The sequence below is a fragment of the Deefgea tanakiae genome, from assembly GCF_019665765.1.
Classification (GTDB): Bacteria; Pseudomonadota; Gammaproteobacteria; order Burkholderiales; family Chitinibacteraceae; genus Deefgea; species Deefgea tanakiae.
Genome location: NZ_CP081150.1, coordinates 318,372 through 340,356, shown reverse-complemented (window position 1 = coordinate 340,356; position 21,985 = coordinate 318,372). Strand labels below are relative to the sequence as shown.

Here is a 21,985-nt window from a genome sequence, read left to right as displayed (position 1 = left end):
CGCAGCCAAAGCCGAATAGTAAACTCGACTTGTTCGGTTTCGCAGTCTTATTTTGCACTGAGGATTTACAAATCGCTCCATTCACCGCTTTCTGCCAAATACTCGGCTTCAGCTCGGTTTAAATCGGCCTTAACTTCAGTCGCGTGCGTACGCTCAAGATGATCCAGCTGCTTGGTTGCAAACGCGGCATACCTCGAACGCATAATGGCTTCCGCAGTATGTACTGGCGCACCTGCAATCATTGGCGTACAGCATTTTGCTAAATCTTTTTTTGAAACACAAGGACATTGAGACACCAAGGTAACTCTTAATTGAATGTTGCTAACTATGGGTATATGTCTTAAATTTAACATTTATAATGCCTATTGACATATACCCATATTATTTGGCAATTAGATTAAATTTATTACCCACGTGGTCAAATCATTTTGGGTAAGCGATAGCGACTTCCGATTGCACTAAAGCATTGAATGCGTCTGCACCAAACGTTGTTAGCGGTTTGCTATTTACAAAAAAGCTTGGCGTTTTTTGGACTTTCAGTGTTACGACATCCGCTGCGTCTTGTGCTAGGCGAGCGGCGATTTGTGGGCTATTCATATCGAGCTTGGCTTTTTCAACATCCAAACCTATTTGAGCCAGCGCATTCCAAATCAATTCGGGTTGCGGTGCACCATGTGCAGCCCACTCGGGTTGTGAGGCCAGCACTGCTTCGACTGATTCCCAGTATTTGTTCTGTAAGCGTGTCGCCTCTAGTGCTTTGGCGACGTAATCTGAACCTTGATGAAATGTGGCGTAGCGCAACGTGAGTTTGACTTTGTCGCCATTGAAATTAACGGTGTTTTTGACGACAGGATAAAACGCGCGGCAGGCTTCGCAGGCAGGATCAAAAAATTCAACAATATTGACTTTCGCATCAGCAGCACCGATAGAGGGCATACCGAATCGAGTTAGTTCTTGCCCACTACTTTGGGCAATTTGTTGTTGTTCTTGTTTTTGCTGATTTGTATAAATATAAGCACCCACCGCAAATGCGGTGATTAGAGCAATGCTGCTACTGATAATTAGAGTTGAATTCTTCATTTATTTGTTCCTTTTTGTACTGCAATCAGCAGTGTGATGAGGATGGAAAAGGCCACTAAAGATAGAAGCGGGATGGTGATAACACCGAATAGCTCCAGCTTCATGTCGGCGCATGAAATACCTTGCGAGCAAGGTTGCAGGTTTTCTGGGATAAAGCCCTTGTAGAGCAGGGTGTGATAAAGCGCGAACAGCCAGCCACTGATAGCTAATGGCAGTGCATAGCGGGTACAGCGCGCGTCAAACGGAAATAAGCCGACACTGAAAATAAACAGCAGTGGGTACATAAAAATGCGCTGATACCAACACAGCACGCAGGGCGGCATAGACATTACTTCGCTAAAGAAAAGACTGCCTAAAGTTGAAATAGCAGCAATAATCCAGCAGAAAAAGATCAAACTCCACTGGGGGGATTGAGTAGACGGCGTCATAGTTTGGCTCTGGTAATAGAAAAATGAGTTACGTCACGCTTCTGCTCTATTCGCCAGCTGATGACTGTGGCGGGGAAGATTGCGTGAATGGTCATTAATTAAATGGACGTGTTTGTTGCTCTTTGGTTTGGCGAAATGAAAGAGGCTTTCGCTGCAAACCTGGAATGACTCTGATTTTGGGTTGTGAGACGTGGCCTCGTGCCGCTACGACTTTCAGGCGATTGGGACGCTAGAATTGCAGGCGTGCGTTGACACGTGCGCAGATGGCGTATTGAGCCTATGGTGAGTGCTTGGAGCATAGAAATTCCATTTCAGTGTTGAAATGCCGTGTAATACGGCGAAAATCAAGCCATGAATTGGAATTTAGGTGGTTTTTTTGCTGGGCTAATCGAGGCTGAATGAGGTTCGGTTTGGTCGGTGCGAGGCCAGGCGAAATGCGTGGATGCACTCACATTTGATTGGATAGTGAACCACTGGGGGTGAGCATGTGTATGGTCGAAGCTGACGTGACCATGTGAATGGCCAGGGAGTTGTCGCTTTTGCTCAGCTTCATCTTTGCTGTAATCGTTAACATCCAATAGATTGTGGACTTGCAATTGGGCCGGCAATGGCTGATGTGCGATAGACAATGCATTGGATATGGGCAACCATGCGCAAAACAGCATGATACAAAAGATCACGATCTGCGTTTTACGAAAAGAGGTTGCACGGTATTGGCTCTGCATGTGCCAATTTTATCGTTGTTTCAGTAATTCACTCAAGTTTTGTATTGGATAAGTTGAAGTTATATTTTAAGTTGTTGCGAATAATGCTGATGAATTGAGTATGGTTTCGCGAGGACTCATCAATAGGCAGAGCTAAATATAAGCGTTGTATTCTTACAATTACGTTGCATACTATCAGATTCGCTAAAGGCCGCTTTGGCCGAGCAGCACAAGCATGACCGCCCTAAAACTAAAGGCCACAACCTGAGGGTGTGTGGCCTCTCGTTTTTCAACCTTCTACATCGACACATCGGCCAGTCCAAACAACCTTAGTCGGTGGCCAAATTCAGTGCGCCACAACAGTTTGGGGTTGTTTGTTCCAAAACTGATTTGTACAACAAAGCCATTTTTGCGCATAAAAAAGGCCTTAGAAGTAATCTAAGGCCTTTTTGTAGAATTACTATTCAAAGCTATACAGTTCAAATGACTTCTACACAAATTAGTATTGTTTTGGCACTATATCGCATCGTGTTAATCATTTTTTACACTATCACAACAAATGCCACGCTAAAAACAGTAGCATTTATTCGCGAGCAGAGCTTACTTGCGCTTAATACCATAGACTTTACCGTTTGCTAGAGTCAACGTAAAGTTAGTAGGAACTGGAATTGGCATAAACAACCGCATGCCGATGGTTATCGTTTTACCAGGACCAAAATCAGCGACACCCCAAGTGCTACCTACAGTGCCTTGTTTTAGTTGGTAGGCTGGACGGTGGAAACCATTTGGCAAACCGCCTACATTACCAACTTTGTTTGAGGCTGTAGTTGCACTCCAAGTACCCCCACTATAGATATCAACTAAATTTTCAATTCCTTTACCAGCAGGCGGAGCATACGGTTTCAAGAATCCAACAGTAGAAGCTGATAATGGTGCCGAAGGCGACACATCAAAGGCAACTTTAGCGCCAGTCAAATCTACATTTGAGTTGTTTTTCAGTTTGAGGCCAATCTGAATTGGGTAGTTATCCTCACCTTTTGGCAAGAAACCAACTAGATCAACTGCAACATCCAACAGTTCAGCAGGCTGTACGAACTTCTCGTCACCTGCCTGGACACCATAAGAAGTTGCATTTTTTAGCATCTTGCCAGCCATTGAAGTCAATGTATTACCAAAATAATAGTAACCTAGTCCATTTTCTGAAGGCTTGCTGTAGTCACCCGCTAACTCCCAGAACATAATACCGCCGGCCCCTTGGTCAATAGCATACTGCACTTTTGCTTTGAATGATCTTTCATTTTCAGTAGACAAAAAAACATTGGTGGTTGGATTCCACAACCAAGAAGATTGGGCTATATCGTCATAGTTCTCGATGTATTGACCGCGAACTTTAGACTCAGGTTTGTTCATATCATGGCCATAAAGGTCAACATATGGGGTGGGCAAGCCATCACGCAGGTTATTGACGTGCCACAGAGGATTTTGACCTGTAAACACCTCGTTACCATTTTTATCCTGATCAAACCATAAATTATCGATGCCTTGCGCACCAAACCCGCATGGTGCACCTGCTTTCAGACTTAATGCATCTGCACCGAGATTCCCTCCTGTACCTATGTTGCATTTTTTTTGATCCGAAAGTGCAGCTGTACCCCAAAGACCATTCGCTCCACCTTCAACGTTTTGCCAACCACGGGTGTAATAAGGCAAACCAATATTCACACGACCACCAGCCAATGCCGTTCTGAAGTACTTATATGACCAATCAATATTTAAGTAACCCTGTGCATTGTAATAACTACCATCACCTGCGGTATTGTAAATCTTCGAATCAGCAATCTCGCTGTCTTTTCCTGTGTCGTAAAGTGCTGCATTGTGGCCCACGAATTGGTTCCATGCACCATGCAAATCGTAGCTCATGATATTTACGTAATCGAGGTACTTAAGCGCTTGAAAACCTTCAAAACCTCGCAGCAGGTAAGCAGACGATGGAGAGGCGATCGTCAACATATAGTATTTTCCTTGAGCCGCAGCGGCTTTGTCTAACTCGAAGCGCAGAGTTTTCATCAACGCCATATAGCCATCCCACAGCTTGCCACGATGTTTGTTGGCAATCTTCCAGTCATCTGGGCTACCAGCATCCGACATTGATGAAGGGTATTCATAATCAATATCGATACCGTCTAGACCATACTTAGTCACGAATTCTGCTGCCGACTTAGCGAAAATATCAATCCGATCTTGACGAACTTCACCTGTCACCTCATCAACCGTTAGAGAATAAAAACCACCACTGCTAACTCGCTGCCCTGAATCATCGAAGTATCCGCCCGTTTCTGCCCATCCTCCTACAGAAAGAAGCAACTTTACGCCTTTTGGATCAGCATGCTTATTTAGCATGTTGAAGTGGCCCTTGAAAGGTAAAGATGGATCTAGTGAATATTTAGGGCCTTTATTATCCCAAGTCATACCAGTAGCAGGATTTTCCGGGCCATCAGCACCTACAGAAACCTTCCAATTTTGATCGATATGGGCAAATGCGTAATTTACATGGGTAATATCACCCCAAGGAATATCTGCCGCCAAGTAAGTAGGTTGATCATTTGCACCATTTCTCCAACTAATGAAATAGCCTATGCTTCGCCGTTTCATGTTATTTGCTAATTTTTCACGGCGATTACTATCGTAAGCCGTGCAATAAGGCACGTTTGGTACTTCAGAGACAAGGCCAATAGGGCGGCATTGATCTTGATTCCCTGTCGCAGGGATCACAGTTGGAGCAGGAGTGGGTTTTTGTGTTGCCGTTGTTTGAGTTGGAGATGAAGTCGGTAGACTTGTAGGTACTGAAGTTGGTTTCAGAGTCGGGTTCGCGCTTGACACAATAGGTGTCGTCGTTGGTGCCGAAGTCGGTTTGATCGTTATCATTGGAGTCCGAGTCGGAACCGAAGTCGGTTTGATCGTTATCATTGGAGTTCGAGTCGGAACCGACGTCGGCTTGACTATGGGAGCCGAGGTAGCAGAAGACACGCCGATCAAAACCCATAGCGTTTTTGTAGCGGCAGGATTCCAATTTGCCCCCACGTATGCCGTGTGCGTTGCTAAGGCTCGATAATCACTTCCAGCATAAGTAACAACTGAACCTTCGCTATAGATAACACCTTCCTTCCATGCATCAGCGGCATAAGAAAAACTAGATACGGCCATCAATACAGCCGGAACGGCTGTAATTAAAAACCGGTTGAAATGTGACATACTGGATTCTCCATGTTTTGTATTTTGTGTGCGACCTAGCGCTGGACACTGGCATTACTAACCCATACAAAACAGTAAGTAAATCGACAGTATCAAACACCCGCTTTGGTAATTGGTCGGCGTATTCTGGTGTTGTGTATCCATTAATTTGCAAATGTAATAACCTTGTCAAGCTTGGTTCGTTCCTATGCACTTACATTTTGTTTAGGCGCGAAATTGAGTAATTAGTGCATTACAAACCAATTATCAATTCCATCTTTTACAGGGCAACATGCCCTGTAGAATACATTTGGTAGCCAGATGAAACATTTGTTTAAATTTGGATGCCATGCAAAATTAGAAAATACTTATGTACCACTAGAGTCAAAAAAAATGTATTCCAAAGTTGGAAAAACTACATAAATAAATTTACATTTTTTCAAAATTTGAATAGTGAAGTATTGCTACTTAGCCAAAAAACTTTCTTTTTTGTTTCAAAATTAAGACGCAGCCAGTCAGGTTTTTATAATAATTACCCAAGGCTAGCACCTCACATTTCTCAGGTTGTTGTGGCACATTATTTTGGGCTATTGACAAAGAGATTTTGAGTGACCGCTAAGGCCGAGCAGCACAAGCATGCCCCACGAAAACGAAAGGCCGCAACCTGATGGTTTGCGGCCTTTCGTTTTTCACGCTTTGACTTCGACAGGTCGGCCAGAGCGGACGCAGGCCCCAATGGCACAAGCGCCAGAGATTGAAAATTGAAAAGTTGTCGGTTTGTGGTCAATTAAACAGCGACAAAGTAACTTGCAGAGTAAAAACCTACGCTAATTTACCCGCTGTAACTGCGTTAACATCCACGCGGTGTAAATACTTGGTAGCTCAAGGTCTGCTCAACTAGGTTAATGCGTTTTTTGACCCCCTTATCAGATGAGAGCGTCGCTATTAATCAAATATCGAGTCATACTTACTCACACAAACAAGACAATCAAAGAAAGACCATAAATTAAGCTTAATAAGCGCACAACAGTGTTTATTGTCCAACCCTGAGATACTATCTGCCCAACGCACGAAAAACACGCTAATCATGAATAACTTGACTACTGATTTGCCAAATAACGCCTTGCAGCTCAAACTTACTGCGCTGCAACACGTTCTGTCGTATAGAAACATATTTATAATTAGCTTTTTTAGTTCAGGCGAAATTCTGTCTCACAATTATCCCTCGCACGACAACGCAAAACGGCTGGACGACTTCACGTTTTTGATTGGAAAAGACAATCTACTGGCGATTAGTGCGCTAAGTAAAACGTCGGTAACAGGGGCAGATGGCTGGAAATTTTACAATCGCAATCTGCAGCTGCATTTATTTCGCGTCAATGAGCAATTGTGGAATCTGGAAGTAGGCTCGCAGGAAGAAGAAAACGACGCGCACTTGAGCAACCCTGATTTTGAGAAGTTTTACAGCCTAACCGAAACGCTCAGCGATGTGCGCGAATGGCAAGATGGCGGCGAAATGGACGAATTGCTCGAACGGATTCGTAATGTGCATCTCCCCAAAATTCGCCAGATCAAAGCCTCGATCACCGACCCGATTTTGGGCATGTGCTTGGACTTAATCGAAGGCATGGTTGTGTCAACGCTGAACGACGACGCCGACATCGATGCCAGCTTGTATGCGCTATTAACACCCTCTGAAGTACAGGTGGCCAAATTTATTAAGGTGGGCATGTCGACCAAAGAAATCGCGACCAGCCTAAGCGTGGCATCGAAGACGGTCGAAAACCATCGCAACAGCCTGCGCGCCAAATTGGGGATTACCAATAAAGGCATTAATCTGCGAAATTATCTAATCACCCTGGGCTCTTACCCAGGGGTATAGACTGCTAAATTAAAACAGATTGAATCTCGCCCGCACATACCCTGGCTGCTGCGCGCGCACTACACTCTCGACTGGAATAAGCGCACAGATATGGCACATCGCTATTCATCGCCTCATAGCCGCTACGTAAGCCCACGATTAACAGCTGCTGCGGCACGGTTCGACGCAAAGTATCAACCAACTCGCGCGACGCCGCTTGCTGAAAATCCTCGCCGGGCAGCGGATAATTTTCCGTTACCGCCAGCACCAGCGCGGTCGATGAAGACGCCTGATTGAGCAGCCACGCCTGCGCCGCGGCATAATCAAGAATCAACAACCGATCCGCTTCCAGATGCAAGCTAATTTCTGCGGCAAAGTAATCGAAGGCGCTGATCGCCTGATTGGGGCCGATGCCACGCGGATTCATTAGATTGGCGTAGTCGGCCAGCGGCGTAGTTTGAATCACCACCACCTGCTGATCGGCCTGAATCGGTAATAACTGCGCGGGGTCGCGCAATATTTTCACAGCTGCCTGCGCCGCCTGTTTTTCGATTTCCAAATGCGCCGCCAGATTAAAATCTTGATACAAGGCCATCGGCTGCAAACGGGCTAGTTTGAAGGCGACAACTCGGCTGACGATACTATCGAGCTCGGGAAAACGCCCCGCAGTCGCCTCAACCACAATTGCATCCAGCATCGCCAATTGATTATCCAAATACGCCGTATTGTGATCGTAATGCTCTTCAGACAACATCATCATGTCGATACCAGCCTTAAACGCCAGCAGCGCCGCGTCAACGGGCGCGTAATTGCGACGGATCGCGCCCATATTCATACTATCGGAAATCACAATCCCGCCAAAGCCCAGCTGCTCGCGCAACACGACGCGCAAAATCGGTGCGGACAGCGTCGCGGGATGCGCCGCATCAAGTTGCGGATAGCGAATGTGCGAGGTCATCACCAGATCAACGCCAGCATCGACCGCCGCCTTAAATGGCAGTAGGTCTTGCTGCATCAATTGCTCAAACGATTTATCCACCACCGGAATCTCGCGATGCGTATCACCCGTGGTATCGCCGTGCCCCGGAAAATGCTTGGCACACACGGTAATGCCACCCTGATGCCCACCCTGCACCGCCGCCGCCACATGCGCTGCGACGTGTGTCGGCACTTCGCCAAACGCGCGCGTATCGATAATGGGTGAGTTGGGTTTTAAATTGACATCGGAACACGGCCCGAGCACACAATTAAACCCCGCCGAACGCATTTGCTCGCCAAACACAGCATACATCGCCGACGTTAGCTCGGTTTGATTGGCCGCGCCGAGCGCCAGATTACCCGGCCCCGTGGTGGAAGCCGGCGTCAGCACGCTCCAAGCCCCTTCCTGATCAACGCCCAGCAGCAAGGGCACATGATGCTCGCGCTGCTGCACCATCGCCGCCATTGCCCGTGTTAATTGCCGCGCTTCGGCAAACGTTTCGGCGTTATCTTGGCTCAGATAGCAGCCACCCAGATTATATTGCTCGATCAAAATACGGGCGGCTTCGGCGTTTTTGCCGGGGAATGCCAGAATAAACAATTGCCCGATTTTTTCTGCCACAGACCAATTAGCCACCATCTGGCAGGCCTGCTCGCGATAGCGTTCAAACATGGTACAAATCCTTTGTGTGCGAATGAACAGACGGCCAAAAAAACGCCCGCCCGAAAATTAAAACCAAGAAAAATAGACGATAGTAAAAACAGCAGGCAAAGCTTCGCCTAGGGTATCTGCATCAACAGCAGATACCCCATTAGCTTCAGTTCAATACATGACGGGAGTAATTTAGAAGTGGCGCCCTAGCGCAACCCGATTAGGACTTTTTCTTTTTCCGCAAAGTACCCATCGTCATCGTGACGGCGAAAATAATAATGATGCCACGCAGGATCAATTGCTGATCCACATTCAAGCCCATCAGCACCAGCCCGTTATTAACCATACCCATAATCAGCGCACCGATCAGTGCGCCAATCACCGTGCCTTTGCCACCAAACAAACTGGTGCCGCCGATAATCACCGCCGCAATCACCATCATCAGATCGCTCTCACCCAAGGTGTAGCGCGCGCTTTGCAAACGGCCAGCATACAAAATACCCGCCAGCGCAGCCAAGGTTGAGTTGAGCACCAAGACATACAGCTTGACGCGATTGACGTTAATGCCCGAATACATCGCCGAGATTTTATTGCCGCCGCTGGCGAGGACTTCTTTACCAAAGCTGGTTTTACGCAGCAAAACATGGCCACCCGCCGCAATCACCATCATCCAGATAAACAGCACCGAAATCGGCCCGATATCGCCCGAGCCAAAAATAAAGGCAAAGGTTTCGTTATCCACCGGAATCGTCTGCAAATCGGTAACCCAGCGCGTAATGCCAGTGATAATGCCCGTCATTCCTAAGGTCACCAGAAACGATGGAATCCCAACTTTCGACACAAACAGCCCATTAATCAGCCCACACAAAGCGCCAACCAAGAGCGCGGCTGGAACGGCGACAATCATCCCGTACGGCAACAGCAGCGCAACGGTAACCGCCGAGAGAGCCACCACGGCGCCAAACGATAAATCAATTTCGGCCGCCGACAGCACAAAGGTCATACCGACCGCCATAATTGAAATCATCGCTGTTTGCCGCGCGATGTTCATCAAATTACCTGCTTGCAAAAAGCCTTTGTCGTGCAGAAAAATCGAAAAAAATACAAACAGGCCGACAAACACAAAATAAATAATATAGCGTTGCCATTGCCCGATGGCAAAAGGAAAAGTGGCGCGTTTAATGGCGATATCCATGATGCATCCTCACTGTACGGCGGCAAGTAGCCGCTCTTCTGTTGTTGCCGCCAATTGGCCTGCGATACGCCCTTTTTTCACGATGTAAGTCGTGTCACAAAAGCTGGCGATCTCACTGTATTCACTCGATACAAACACCACCGCATTACCCTGCTGCACGTAGTCATTCACGATGTGCATGATTTCGTGTTTGGCCGCCAAATCGATGCCAAACGTTGGGTCATCGAGCAGCAAAACTTTGGCTTGAGTGTGCAGGCATTTGCCGATCACGACTTTTTGCTGATTACCGCCGGACAGAAAACGCACCGCCTGATCGATGCCCGTGGTTTTCACTTGTAAGCGTTTGACCAATTCATGCGCAATCTCAGCCGCCCGATTCTGATCGATAAAGACAGGATTTGCCAGCTTGCGTAAAGAACACAGCCAGAGATTGTCCATCACGCTGAAATCCAGAATCAAACCTTGGCTGCGCCGATCTTCCGGCACCAAGTTAATGCCATGCGCAATCGCCTGCGCGGGCGACTGTATCTGCACCGCTCGACCATTGACGCGTATCTGCCCGCTATCGAGTGGATCCAGGCCAAAAATCGCATTTAAAATTTCGGTGCGCCCGCTGCCCAAGAGCCCCGCCAGCCCGACAATTTGCCCCGGATAGACTTTGAACGAGACTTCATCCAGATGCGAGGTCACCAGATTTTCCACTTCCAGCAAGGGCGTCGCTGAATGCGGCAAATCCGTCGTCGCTCGTTGCCAATTGTTTTGCCTCGACACCGCCTCGCCGAGCATCGACGCCACCAATTGCGGCACTGAAGTCTCGCTCACCGCCCACTGCTGCACACAACGCCCATCGCGCAGCACACTGACGCGATTGCAGATTTTAAAAATATCGCGCAAATAATGCGTGATATAAATCAGCGAAACACCTTCACTTTGCAGCCGGCGTATCGCAACGAACAGACGCTCGATTTCCTGATCCGACAGCGATGCCGTGGGCTCGTCCAAAATTATAATCTGCGCATTACTCGACAGCGCTTTGGCAATCTCAACCAATTGCCGCTGCCCCATACTGAGCGACTCAACCAGTTGATCGGGCGAAATTTCATTGGCAATGCCGACTTTATCGAGCAGCCGCTGCGTCGCGGCGCGCATCGCATCGACATCGAGCAGTCCGCCGACGATAATCCAGTTATTCATGAAAATATTGTCGGCCACCGACATCGTCGGCACGAGGCTAAGCTCCTGATACACCATCGCAATACCGCGCGAGCGCGCTTCGCCGGTTGAGCTAAAACTCGCTGCGCGGCCAAAGATACTTAAGCTGCCCTTGTCGGGCTGATGAGTGCCGTTGAGCACTTTCATCAAGGTGGATTTGCCTGCTCCGTTTTGCCCGACCACCGCGTGAATCTCACCGCGCGCCAATTCAAAATCAACGCCTTTTAAAACCGCATTGCCGTCAAATTGCTTAAAAATGCCTTGAGCGACAATCGCTGCTGCATGTGACATAGCAAACTCCATAGCAAGGTATATGCTTCAAAAGCCTATAAAAAGTCCATTTAAAACATAACCGCTGCTATTTTCGATTGGCTAATGCTTTTTGAATCGCATCAGGTGGCGTTCGCGAGAGGGCTTTTTGCCATTGAGTGTCCAAATTGGCTGGCGTCACTTTGATCGCGTCCACTGTCACAAATGGCGGTGTTGGCTGATTCAGCAAAGCCAATGCCCCCATACGCGCCAACGTTTTGCCCATGTCATACGGTAGATCAGTGACAATACCAGCGACATTGCCGCCTTTCACCATGTCGAGCGCAGTGGCCGCACCCAAATCCATCGTCACTACTTTGACATCTTTGCGCCCTGCTGCGCGCGCAGCCGCAGTTACACCCTCCGCAATGGCGTCCCAAGGAGCATAAATCGCTTTCACGCTAGGATTTTGCGTCAAAATCGCCCCCGCGATGACTTCGCCATCATTTGGATTAGCAATTCCTTTATTAGCGATAATCTTGATGCCAGGGAATTTGGCCAATTCGGTTTTTACAGCCGCATCGCGCTGATTGGTTACATAGTAATTAGCTGCATGATAAAGCAAGGCAACATCGCCTTTACCACCGATGCTGGCCGCCATTAACTCTGCAGCCGATTTGCCCATGCCGTATAAGTCATCGGTCACGATGCCAGCGTAATCTTTGCCCGCCTTAAAGCCTTGTGGTGCATTGCTAATAAAAACTAGTTTGACGCCTTTATCGCTAGCCTGGCGAAAAGCTGCAGCACCCGAAACTGGGTCAATAACCAATGAAATGATCACGTCGGGTTTCAGCGCAAGCACTGTTTCTAAATCTGTGCGCTGTTTTTTGGGATCCATTTCCGCGTCGGTCACTGCCACAACACTAATCCCTTGTTCGGCAAAGACTTCTTTTGCACCTTTAATCAGCGCAGATGAAAAGTCTGACGTAGTGTGCATCAAAATCGCCGCTTTATACTTTTTGCTTTGTAGCGCCTTTGTTTGATCTGGCTTAAGCGTCACTTGTGTATAGGCCGTTGGCTTTTCACCATTTGGCCCAGTTGTTTCACCTGCAATTCCCCAAGTACTGGCAACTAATGCAGCCAGACCGATTATTTTATGTATCGCGTTCATTTTCCACCTCTCAACAAGTATTGCATCCAATCGTAATTAGCGGCATTTGCCTAAACACCACGCAGTTAACACCCGTTAATAAGTGTTTTATAGGTGTTTATTTGGCAAAGTCTAGGTACAATTAATGACAGCGTCAAAATGACTACTTGCATATGTGTCATTTTCGCCCAATTTATACTGAGGTAAATGAGCGGCGGAGCGGGACGAATGAATCGCCCTTAATTTGTAAGACAGTTTATGTCCATCAAGGCCGATCTGTTGATGCCCAAGCCAGAAAGAAGAAAGACCGCAAACCATCAGGTTGCGGCCTTCAATCTTTTTGACTGGTACCAGTGCTGTTCGGCCAAAGCGGTCAACGTCGGCTTCGCAGTAGTTGCTATCGGTACAACATAGCGTGACGATTCACCGCCCTATAGCAGAGTCATTCGGGCACAGCTGTAGGGAGGAAATTAGTCACGAGCACACCGATAGGCCGTTTGTGGTTAAAAGCTTGATAAGCTCCTCCTCCAACCACGTGGCCTCAGGTACGCCATGTAATGGCTTACTGAATTTGGCCACCAAACAAGATTGCTCTGATGATCTGCTTTGGCTGAGATACAGGCATTTCAATTGCAAATTTAACGTCTGCAACAGGGAGTCATGCGGACGTCAATTGTGGATCAATATTCACGCCTCAGTGCCCGCTTTTGGCACAATGGCGTCACACTGAACCAGAATAAATGGGGTAAATTAAAACTTACTCAAAACAACAAACACAATATAACTCCATGTTTTAAAACAACTAAAAACAAATAAAAACAACCAAGAAAAACAAGTAACTCAGACTTAAAATCCCTCGCCGCAAGGTGTGCGGGTTCAAGTCCCGCTCCGAGCACCACTAATAAAAACAAGGGTTTAGCTAAAAAGCTAAGCCCTTTTTTATTGCCCACACTCCTCCCTCACAGCAAAGTAAGCACATCACGCTCTACTACGAAATTCACATTTCCCCGCAAAAACTGATCTAAATCAATTTTCATCTACTGCACCGCAACATATTTCTCCGCTGTACATCTATATTTACTTAGACTACCTTAAATATTTACACCGGCCTGATGAGGTACTTCGTGAATATGGAATACTTTAAACAGCGTGCCCTGCTCTCTGCGTGCCACAACGGGCTGTTAACCTTTAGCTTGGGTGAGCAGAACTACGCACTCGACATTATCAAAGTTCAAGAAATTCGGGGCTTCGAGCCTGTGACTCAACTGGCCAATTTGCCCGACCACATCAAAGGCGTCATCAATCTGCGCGGCAGCATCGTGCCGATTGTGGATTTACGAATCAAGTTAGGCCTCACTACTGTCAATTATTCAGCGACCACTGTCGTGGTCATTCTCAGCCTAGTTGATCGCCTGATCGGTATTGTCGTGGATGCCGTTTCAGATGTAATGGAAATCACCCCAGAACAAATCAAGCCTCCGCCAGAATTTGGCGCCCGTATTGATATCCGCTACTTACTAGGCATGGTCACACTTAATGAGCACATGGTGGCACTTGTCGACATTGAAACCTTGTTAGTTAGCGATGAAACACAAATTCTTGAAAGCATCCCAGCATAAGCCCAGTGGAGGAATTATCGATGTCTGCAATTCAAACGATGAAAGTACGCACCCAATTGGGGCTTGGATTTGGTCTAGTGCTGGCGCTACTGCTACTGATTGGTGGCATCGCCTTTAGCAAACTAACTGATTTGGATAATGCCATCGGGACAGTAGTGGATGATCGCTACCCAAAAACCCAAATCGCCAATGGCATTATAGATGAGCTGAATCTGGTGGCTCGCGCCACACGTAACTTATTGCTAATGACCGACCCGCCCAGCATCGCCGAGCAGTACGAGGCAATCGCCGAAGCGCGCAAGAAAATTAGCGCTGGCTACGAAAAATTAGAGCAAACCATTACCAGCGACACTGGAAAGCAAAAGCTAGCGGCCGCGCTTGAGAAGCGCAAAGTGTATGCCGAAGACTTAGATCGGTTTTTGCTCTTAGTGAAAAACAATAATCAAGCTGAGGCACTACCATTGCTGCTCGGCGAGATGCGCGATGCGCAACTGGCGTATACCGCCGCGATTTCGAGTTTAATCAACTATCAATCCGAATTAATGATAAAGGATGGTAATGATGCAGAAGCGCTGGCGGAAGCAGCTGAAGTGCAAATTTTGCTCTTGGTGGTCATTGCGGTCTTACTGAGTTTGGTCATTAGCTGGTGGATTGTCCGTACGTTGATGAAGCAACTTGGAGGCGAACCAACACAAGCAGCCGCACTCGCCCTCGCCGTTTCACAAGGCAAAATGGATAATCCGATTGTGCTACGCGACAACGATCAAAGCAGTGTGATGTTTGCGATGAAACAGATGCAAGATGCAATTCAAAGTTTCATCCAAGCACAAAATCACATGGCCGAGCAACATGCGCAAGGTTGGATCTCAAGCCAAATGGATGCCGCGAAATTTAATGGTTCTTTCGCCGTGATGGCGAAAGAAGCCAACGCCCTTGTCAACTCTCACATCGAAGTGCAAAACCAAATTGTTGATGTCATCAAAGAGTATTCACGCGGCAACTTTACTCCCAATATGCAGCAGTTACCGGGTGACAAAGCCAAAATTACGGTTGCGCTGCAAAATGTAAAATCTGCGCTGCTTGCCATCAGTAGTGATGTCAAACTGCTTGCCGAATCAGGCTCGCGCGGCGACTTTAGCCAACGCGCTGACGCCAATAAATATGAGTATATGTTTCAAGAGATGATTCAAAATCTCAATCAACTGACTGAAACGTGTGACGTTGGCTTTAATGATGTACTTCGCGTATCCAATGCGCTCGCAGCAGGTGACTTAACACAAACCATTAGCAAAGATTACCCTGGCCTATTTGGCCAAACTAAAAATGGCGTCAATGCCACAGTGACGGCGCTGAAGAAAATCGTCGCTGAAATTGAACAAACAGTTGAGGCTGCCGCCAATAAAGGCGACTTCAGTGTCAAAATTAATTTGTCTGACAAACAAGGGTTTACGCTGCGCCTGTCTGAATTACTCAATCAACTTTCAACGGTGACTGATACTGGCCTGCGTGATGTAATGCTCGTCGCCAATGCCTTAGCCGATGGTGATTTAACCAAAACGATTACCCAAGACTACCCCGGTCTGTTTGGTGAAACCAAACAGGGTGTTAATGCAACCGTAGAAAATCTGCAACGCTTAGTGAGCGAAATCCAATATTCTGGCGCATCAATTAATACTGCGGCCAAAGAAATCTCACAAGGCAACGCAGATCTCTCCCGCCGCACTGAAGCGCAAGCGGCCAGCCTCGAAGAAACCGCGTCCAGCATGGAAGAGCTCACCAGTACGGTCAAACAAAACTCTGAAAATGCCATTGTTGCCACTCAATTAGCCCGCACCTCGTCGGAAGTCGCTCATAAAGGAGGCCTGGTTGTCGGTAAAGTCGTTGATACGATGAGCTCAATCAACGACGCCTCGCGCAAAATTGTCGATATTATTAGTGTCATTGATGGCATCGCCTTCCAAACCAATATCTTGGCACTCAATGCGGCCGTTGAAGCCGCACGCGCTGGTGAACAAGGGCGTGGCTTTGCTGTGGTGGCCTCCGAAGTTCGCAACCTCGCACAGCGCTCAGCGTCAGCCGCCAAAGAAATCAAAACGCTGATTGGCGACTCAGTCAACCAAGTCGAGGGCGGCACGAAACTGGTTGCAGAGGCTGGTGCCACAATGACCGAAATCGAAAGCAGTATTCAGCGCGTGACCGACATCATGAGCGAAATTTCCGCCGCATCGGCCGAGCAAAGTGCGGGTATCGCCCAAGTCAATCAAGCCATTATCCAAATGGATGAAGTCACGCAACAAAATGCGGCTTTGGTGGAACAAGCCTCTGCAGCGGCCGAATCGCTCGAAGAACAAGCGCAAAGCTTGGCTGAATCGGTGAGTGTGTTTAAGCTGAACCACGCACCGCAATTTTCAATCGCAAGAACAGCACCAGCGCAGCACATCAGTAAAGCGCCTGCTAAATCCGCCCCCAACAATAAAGCAAAAACCACGGTCAAATTGCCACATCTCAATCACGAGAATGAAGAACATTGGGAGGAGTTTTAAACTCGGCCAGCCAAATGCACTCATCAGCCGAGCAAGGATATCGCCATAAACTCAGGTATACTTACATCGATTGAATTGCATATCGCATTCAAAAAAACCTCAGACCGCTGATTGCGACTGAGGTTTTTTTATTGGCAAAGCCTTAATTGCCGATAAAACAAGGGTATTTGCATGCAGGCCTTTTTTAGCAAAGTCTAGATGTTAATACCCCAAAAACGCACTGAGTTTACGTCAAATACAAAGCAAGGCAGAAAGGACTTTTATGAGCATCATCGAATCAGCGCGCGTTTTATCCATCATCCCGCCGATGACGCAGCTCAATACGCCCTACCCGTCGACCGCTTATTTAACCGGTTTTTTGCGCTCGCAAGGCATTGAAGCGCAGCAAGCTGATTTGGCACTAGCCTTGATGTTGAAACTGTTTTCCAAAAGCGGTTTGCAAGACGTCCGCAAAAAAGTAGAGAAAATCCCACCCAAAAAACGCTCGAATCAAGTAGCGCTGTTTGATGCGACGTTTGATCGCTATTTGACCACGATTACGCCGACGATTGCCTTTTTGCAAGGCAGCGATTCAACCATCGCCCACCGCATTTGTAGCCGTAACTTTCTACCTGAGGGCGAGCGCTTTGCGCCGCTAGATGCCTACGTCGATGACGATGGTGGCGATCCGCTGGCGTGGGCTTTTGGTGCGCTCGGTACGCAAGACCGCGCGCGACATTTGGGTACGCTGTATTTGAACGACATCGCCGATGTGCTACGTGAAGCGGTTGATCCGCGCTTTGAATTTGTCCGCTATGCCGAGTCATTGGCGATGTCGCAACCAACTTTCGACCCACTCGCCCGCGCACTAGCTTCACCCACGACGATGGTCGACGACTATTTGGCCGAACTCACACTGGCCTCTGTCGCGCAGCACCAGCCCAATATCGTATTGCTATCTGTGCCATTCCCTGGCGCGGTATATGCCGCTTTCCGAATTGCTCAAACGATTAGAAAGCAATACCCAGATATGGTGATCGCGCTCGGCGGCGGCTTTGCCAATACCGAGCTGCGCGAACTGAAAGAACCGCGCGTATTTGATTACTTCGATTACGTGATGCTCGATGCTGGCGAGCGCCCATTGTTGGCGCTGCTTGATCACTTAAAAGGTAAACGCTCGCAGCAGCGTTTAGTGCGTACTTTCGCCCGTGTTGACGGCGTAGTGAAATACATCAATTTCGTCGAGCCTGAAGTGCCGTTTGGCGAAGTCGGTACGCCGACATGGGATGGCTTGCCGCTGGATCGCTATTTATCTCTGCTTGATATGCTCAACCCAATGCACCGTTTGTGGAGCGATGGGCGCTGGAACAAGCTCACCGTCGCGCACGGCTGTTATTGGAAGAAATGCAGTTTCTGCGACATTACGCTCGACTATATTTCGCGCTATGAAACGACCACCGCCGAAGTGCTGGTCGATCGAATCGAAGCAATTATTGCTGAAACAGGACAAACTGGATTTCACTTTGTCGACGAAGCTGCCCCGCCCAAAGCACTCAAAGCGCTGGCCGAGGAATTAATCCGCCGCAATGTATCGATTTCTTGGTGGGGCAATATTCGCTTTGAAAAAACCTTTAGCCCAGATTTATGCCGACTTTTAGCCGAGAGTGGCTGTATTGCGATTTCTGGCGGGCTGGAAGTTGCTTCTGATCGATTGTTGGCGCTGATGAAAAAAGGCGTTTCAGTCGAGCAAGTCGCCAAAGTAACGCAAAGCTTTACCGAAGCCGGTGTGCTGGTGCACGCCTACTTGATGTACGGTTTCCCGACGCAAACAGTGCAAGACACCGTCGACGCGCTAGAATATGTGCGGCAACTCTTTGATAACGGCTGTATTCAATCGGGTTTCTTCCACCGCTTTGCCTGCACCGTGCATTCACCGGTCGGTAAAAATCCAGAAGAATTCGGCGTGACACTTGAGCAACTTCCGGAAATCAGCTTTGCCACCAACGATGTCGGCTTTATCGACCCGACTGGCGTCGATCACGACGAACTCGGCCAAGCGCTCAACAAAGCGCTGTATAACTACATGCACGGCATCGGTCTGGATGATGATGTGCGCGTGTGGTTTAACGGAAAAGTACCGCGCACGACGATTCACAAACATCGCCTCGCCAAAGCATTACAACAGTACTAATTTGGATTGAGCCAGCCCATGCCACAGCAATTTGGTATGGGCTGGTTGCCATCACAAACTCATCACCTCTTCCCCACGCCACAAATGTGAGACTGCAAGCAACTCACTCTTTGTGCCGAAAAGCCAAATAAGGACTAAATCCTTCTATAACAGGATTTAATCCTTTACCCCCCAAGTAATATTCATAGTTAATATCAGCTCAAATTGATTCTCCTTAGAATTGGAATATTAATATGTGCTGATTTTGTCGGTTCATACAACTTTCATTGGCGAAGCCGCGCCAAGGCTTCTAAACTTGATTTCACGTGCGCAACAGCGCCCCGATCATCTGACATTACTGACCAGCAAGAAGGGAGAATAAGAATGACCCAGCCATCAGGCAGCCACCTACAACTGAAATGGTCTTGCACCACCAATGCCCACAATGGCGATAATTTTTTAGCTGAACTCAGTTTAACTAATCTTTCGGATAAACCGCTGCCAGCAACAGGCTGGGCGCTCTATTTCAATACCTGCCGCAAGATCAAACCAGAAACCGTCGGCGGTCATGTCGATGTGAAGCATGTGAATGGTGATTTTTGGCGCTTGGCTCCTAAAGCTGAATTTACCGCTGTAGCACCGGGTGAAACACGTACTTTTGCTTACGAAGGCTTGTTCTGGGTCATCGCAGAAACCGATGCTCCGCTAGGGTTTTACATCGTTTACAACGACGGCCAAGCCGATGCGCGCTTTGAAACGATTGGCGACCCTGAAATCGCCCCGTTCACTACCGAAGGTCAACGCAACCGCAACGCCAACGATCAAGTACCACTGAGCAGCCCTAGCCTGACCTTTGAACACAATGAAGATTTAACGTTATTGCCAAGCGATCAAGTCGGCAAAATCACCCCAACGCCGATTTCTAGCGAATGGACTCCAGGCACATTCACCATCAATAAAGACACACTGATTGTTCATTCAAGCGATTTAGCGGCTGAAGCTCGCTTCTTGCGCGCAGCGATTCACGATGTGAGCGCAGTTAAATTACAACGCGCCGCAGCGCGCCCAGCGGGTCGCCAAGCGATTATCTTGCAAGTGGGTAGCGTTGCAGTGAGCGACACGTTGGCGCCAAAAGAAGCCTACTCGCTCGAAATCAGCGCCGACACCATCACCATTACGGGCGCGAGCGCGCATGGCGTATTTAATGCGCTACAAAGCTTGCGCCAACTCTTCCCTGTTGCTGCCTTCCTCAATCCACAAAGTACGCTCACGGTGCCATGCGGCAAGGTTGTTGACGCACCGCGCTTTGCCTACCGTGGCATGCACTTAGATGTGGGTCGTAACTTCAGCAGCAAAGAAAGCGTATTGCGCCTGCTAGACTGCATGGCGCTGTACAAGCTCAATCAATTCCACTTCCACGTCACCGACGACGAAGGCTGGCGCTTAGAAATCCCTAGCCTGCCAGAATTGACCGAAATCGGCAGCAAACGCGGCTTCACACAAAACGAACACCACAACCTAGTGCCGTGCTTTGGCTCTGGCGGTGATGTGAGCAATGCAGCCGGAACGGGCTTTTACACGCGCGAAGACTTTATTGAAATTTTGAAATTCGCTACCGCACGCCATATCGAAGTCGTGCCAGAAATCGATGTACCGGGTCACGCTCGCGCCGCGATTAAAGCGATGAATGTACGCTACAACCGCCTGATGCAAACCGGCCACGAAACCGAAACCAAGCAATACCTGCTCTGCGATTTTGACGACGCATCAGAATATGAATCCGTGCAACTATGGCACGACAATGTGATCTGCATTGGCCAAGAATCGTGCTACAACTTCATCGAAACCGTATTGCACGACATTCAAGCGATGTACCAAGCCGCTGGCGCGCCGTTCACCACCATGCACACCGGTGGCGATGAAGTGCCGCACGGCGCATGGGAAAAATCACCGATTTGCCAAGCGTTCATGAAAGAACAAGGCATGACGACGATTCTTGAATTGCAAAACTACTTCCTTGCACGCTATCGCGACCTATTGAAAAAATACGGCCTCGTGTTTGGTGGCTGGGAAGAAATCGCCTTGATCAAAAAAGAAGTCGATGGCGCACACACGCACGGCCCAAATCCAGAATTCGTCAACGCCAATTTCCGCCCATACGTATGGAACAATGTATGGGGCTGGGGCCAAGAAGACTTCGCTTACCAATTGGCCAATGCTGGTTACAAAACCGTATTGTCAAACGTAACGAACCTGTACTTTGACTTGGCCTACGCCAAAGATCCTGCTGAGCCAGGCTACTACTGGGGCGGCTTTATCGAAACGCGCGGCGCGTATGAATTCTGCCCGCTCGATATTTTCACCACGGCAACCGTGAACTTGATGGGCCACGCACTCGATCAAGACAATATCGCCAGTAAAGTGCGCTTGACCGCTGAAGGCACCAAAAACATCATCGGCATTCAAGGCCAATTGTGGGCGGAAAACATCCGCAACCAAGGCCGTCTCGAATACCTCGCGATGCCACGGATTATTGCCTTGGCCGAGCGCGCATGGGCTGTTGATCCAAAATGGACCTTCATCGCCGATGCAAACACGCGTAAAGCCAAAATGGACAGCGACTGGAATGAATTCGCCAACCGTCTTGGCCAACGCGAATTGGCTCGCTTGGATGGCTTCTTGGGCGGATACGGCTACCGTATCCCACTGCCAGGAGCCAAAGTTGAAGGCGGCAAACTGTATGCCAACCTCTCGGCGCCGGGCTTGGATATTCGTTATACCGTTGACGGCAGCGAGCCAACCGCGCAGTCTGCGTTGTACACTGCGCCACTCGACTATCACGCAATTAGCCAACACGCAGCATTTGGTGGTATCAAGCTCGCCGCATTTAGCAGCAGCAACCGCAAGAGCGCCACAATTAGCGTGAACTAAAAC

General features: G+C 48.4%; 15 protein-coding genes. 6 read left to right on the top strand and 9 right to left on the bottom strand.

Features of this window, described 5'->3' with window-relative positions; translation table 11 throughout:
• Window positions 1–65: 65 nt before the first annotated feature.
• From K4H28_RS01580 to K4H28_RS01565, 4 genes are all read right to left on the bottom strand, one after another.
• Window positions 66–242 (bottom strand): YchJ family metal-binding protein, encoded by a 177-nt coding sequence (locus K4H28_RS01580; RefSeq protein WP_221006528.1) that lies wholly within the window; start codon window positions 240–242, stop codon window positions 66–68.
• A gap of 181 nt (window positions 243–423) precedes the next feature.
• The gene (locus K4H28_RS01575; RefSeq protein WP_221006526.1) at window positions 424–1,080 is read right to left on the bottom strand and encodes a DsbA family protein; all 657 of its coding nucleotides are present in this window, start codon (window positions 1,078–1,080) and stop codon (window positions 424–426) included.
• Window positions 1,077–1,508: a disulfide bond formation protein B gene (locus K4H28_RS01570; protein ID WP_221006525.1), complete on the bottom strand. Its 432-nt coding sequence runs from the start codon at window positions 1,506–1,508 to the stop codon at window positions 1,077–1,079. Before K4H28_RS01570 ends, K4H28_RS01575 begins: the two co-directional genes overlap by 4 nt.
• A 1,304-nt stretch (window positions 1,509–2,812) precedes the next feature.
• Window positions 2,813–5,464, bottom strand: a complete 2,652-nt coding sequence (locus K4H28_RS01565) for a glycosyl hydrolase family 18 protein (protein WP_255573581.1) — start codon at window positions 5,462–5,464, stop codon at window positions 2,813–2,815.
• Window positions 5,465–6,530: 1,066 nt separating this feature from the next.
• Between K4H28_RS01565 and K4H28_RS01560 the strand changes: the two genes are divergently transcribed.
• Entirely contained in the window at window positions 6,531–7,325 is a 795-nt protein-coding gene (locus K4H28_RS01560; RefSeq protein ID WP_221006523.1) for a helix-turn-helix transcriptional regulator, read from the top strand.
• Between the two features lie 4 nt (window positions 7,326–7,329).
• On the opposite strand, the gene K4H28_RS01555 is transcribed toward K4H28_RS01560, so the two are convergent.
• From K4H28_RS01555 to K4H28_RS01540, 4 genes are all read right to left on the bottom strand, one after another.
• The gene (locus K4H28_RS01555; RefSeq protein ID WP_221006522.1) at window positions 7,330–8,955 is read right to left on the bottom strand and encodes a glycoside hydrolase family 3 protein; all 1,626 of its coding nucleotides are present in this window, start codon (window positions 8,953–8,955) and stop codon (window positions 7,330–7,332) included.
• A 199-nt stretch (window positions 8,956–9,154) separates the two neighbouring features.
• Entirely contained in the window at window positions 9,155–10,129 is a 975-nt protein-coding gene (locus tag K4H28_RS01550) for an ABC transporter permease (protein ID WP_221006521.1), read from the bottom strand.
• Between the two features lie 9 nt (window positions 10,130–10,138).
• A complete protein-coding gene (locus tag K4H28_RS01545; protein WP_221006520.1) occupies window positions 10,139–11,632 on the bottom strand; it encodes a sugar ABC transporter ATP-binding protein in 1,494 nt (497 codons plus the stop codon).
• Window positions 11,633–11,699: 67 nt separating this feature from the next.
• The gene (locus K4H28_RS01540) at window positions 11,700–12,761 is read right to left on the bottom strand and encodes a substrate-binding domain-containing protein (protein WP_221006519.1); all 1,062 of its coding nucleotides are present in this window, start codon (window positions 12,759–12,761) and stop codon (window positions 11,700–11,702) included.
• Between the two features lie 237 nt (window positions 12,762–12,998).
• Here K4H28_RS01540 and K4H28_RS01535 point away from each other — a divergent pair, with 237 nt between their 5' ends.
• A complete protein-coding gene (locus K4H28_RS01535; protein WP_221006518.1) occupies window positions 12,999–13,154 on the top strand; it encodes a hypothetical protein in 156 nt (51 codons plus the stop codon).
• Window positions 13,155–13,501: 347 nt separating this feature from the next.
• Here the strand turns inward: K4H28_RS01535 and K4H28_RS01530 are convergent, their stop codons facing one another.
• A complete protein-coding gene (locus tag K4H28_RS01530) occupies window positions 13,502–13,690 on the bottom strand; it encodes a hypothetical protein (RefSeq protein ID WP_221006516.1) in 189 nt (62 codons plus the stop codon).
• A gap of 180 nt (window positions 13,691–13,870) precedes the next feature.
• Here K4H28_RS01530 and K4H28_RS01525 point away from each other — a divergent pair, with 180 nt between their 5' ends.
• The 4 genes from K4H28_RS01525 to K4H28_RS01510 all read left to right on the top strand — a co-directional run bounded on the left by K4H28_RS01525 (window position 13,871) and on the right by K4H28_RS01510 (window position 21,982).
• The gene (locus K4H28_RS01525) at window positions 13,871–14,359 is read left to right on the top strand and encodes a chemotaxis protein CheW (RefSeq protein ID WP_221007911.1); all 489 of its coding nucleotides are present in this window, start codon (window positions 13,871–13,873) and stop codon (window positions 14,357–14,359) included.
• A gap of 20 nt (window positions 14,360–14,379) precedes the next feature.
• Window positions 14,380–16,902, top strand: a complete 2,523-nt coding sequence (locus tag K4H28_RS16885) for a methyl-accepting chemotaxis protein (RefSeq protein ID WP_221006515.1) — start codon at window positions 14,380–14,382, stop codon at window positions 16,900–16,902.
• A 262-nt stretch (window positions 16,903–17,164) separates the two neighbouring features.
• Window positions 17,165–19,072: a B12-binding domain-containing radical SAM protein gene (locus tag K4H28_RS01515; RefSeq protein WP_221006513.1), complete on the top strand. Its 1,908-nt coding sequence runs from the start codon at window positions 17,165–17,167 to the stop codon at window positions 19,070–19,072.
• 363 nt (window positions 19,073–19,435) lie between these two features.
• Entirely contained in the window at window positions 19,436–21,982 is a 2,547-nt protein-coding gene (locus K4H28_RS01510; RefSeq protein ID WP_221006512.1) for a family 20 glycosylhydrolase, read from the top strand.
• Window positions 21,983–21,985: the final 3 nt, after the last annotated feature.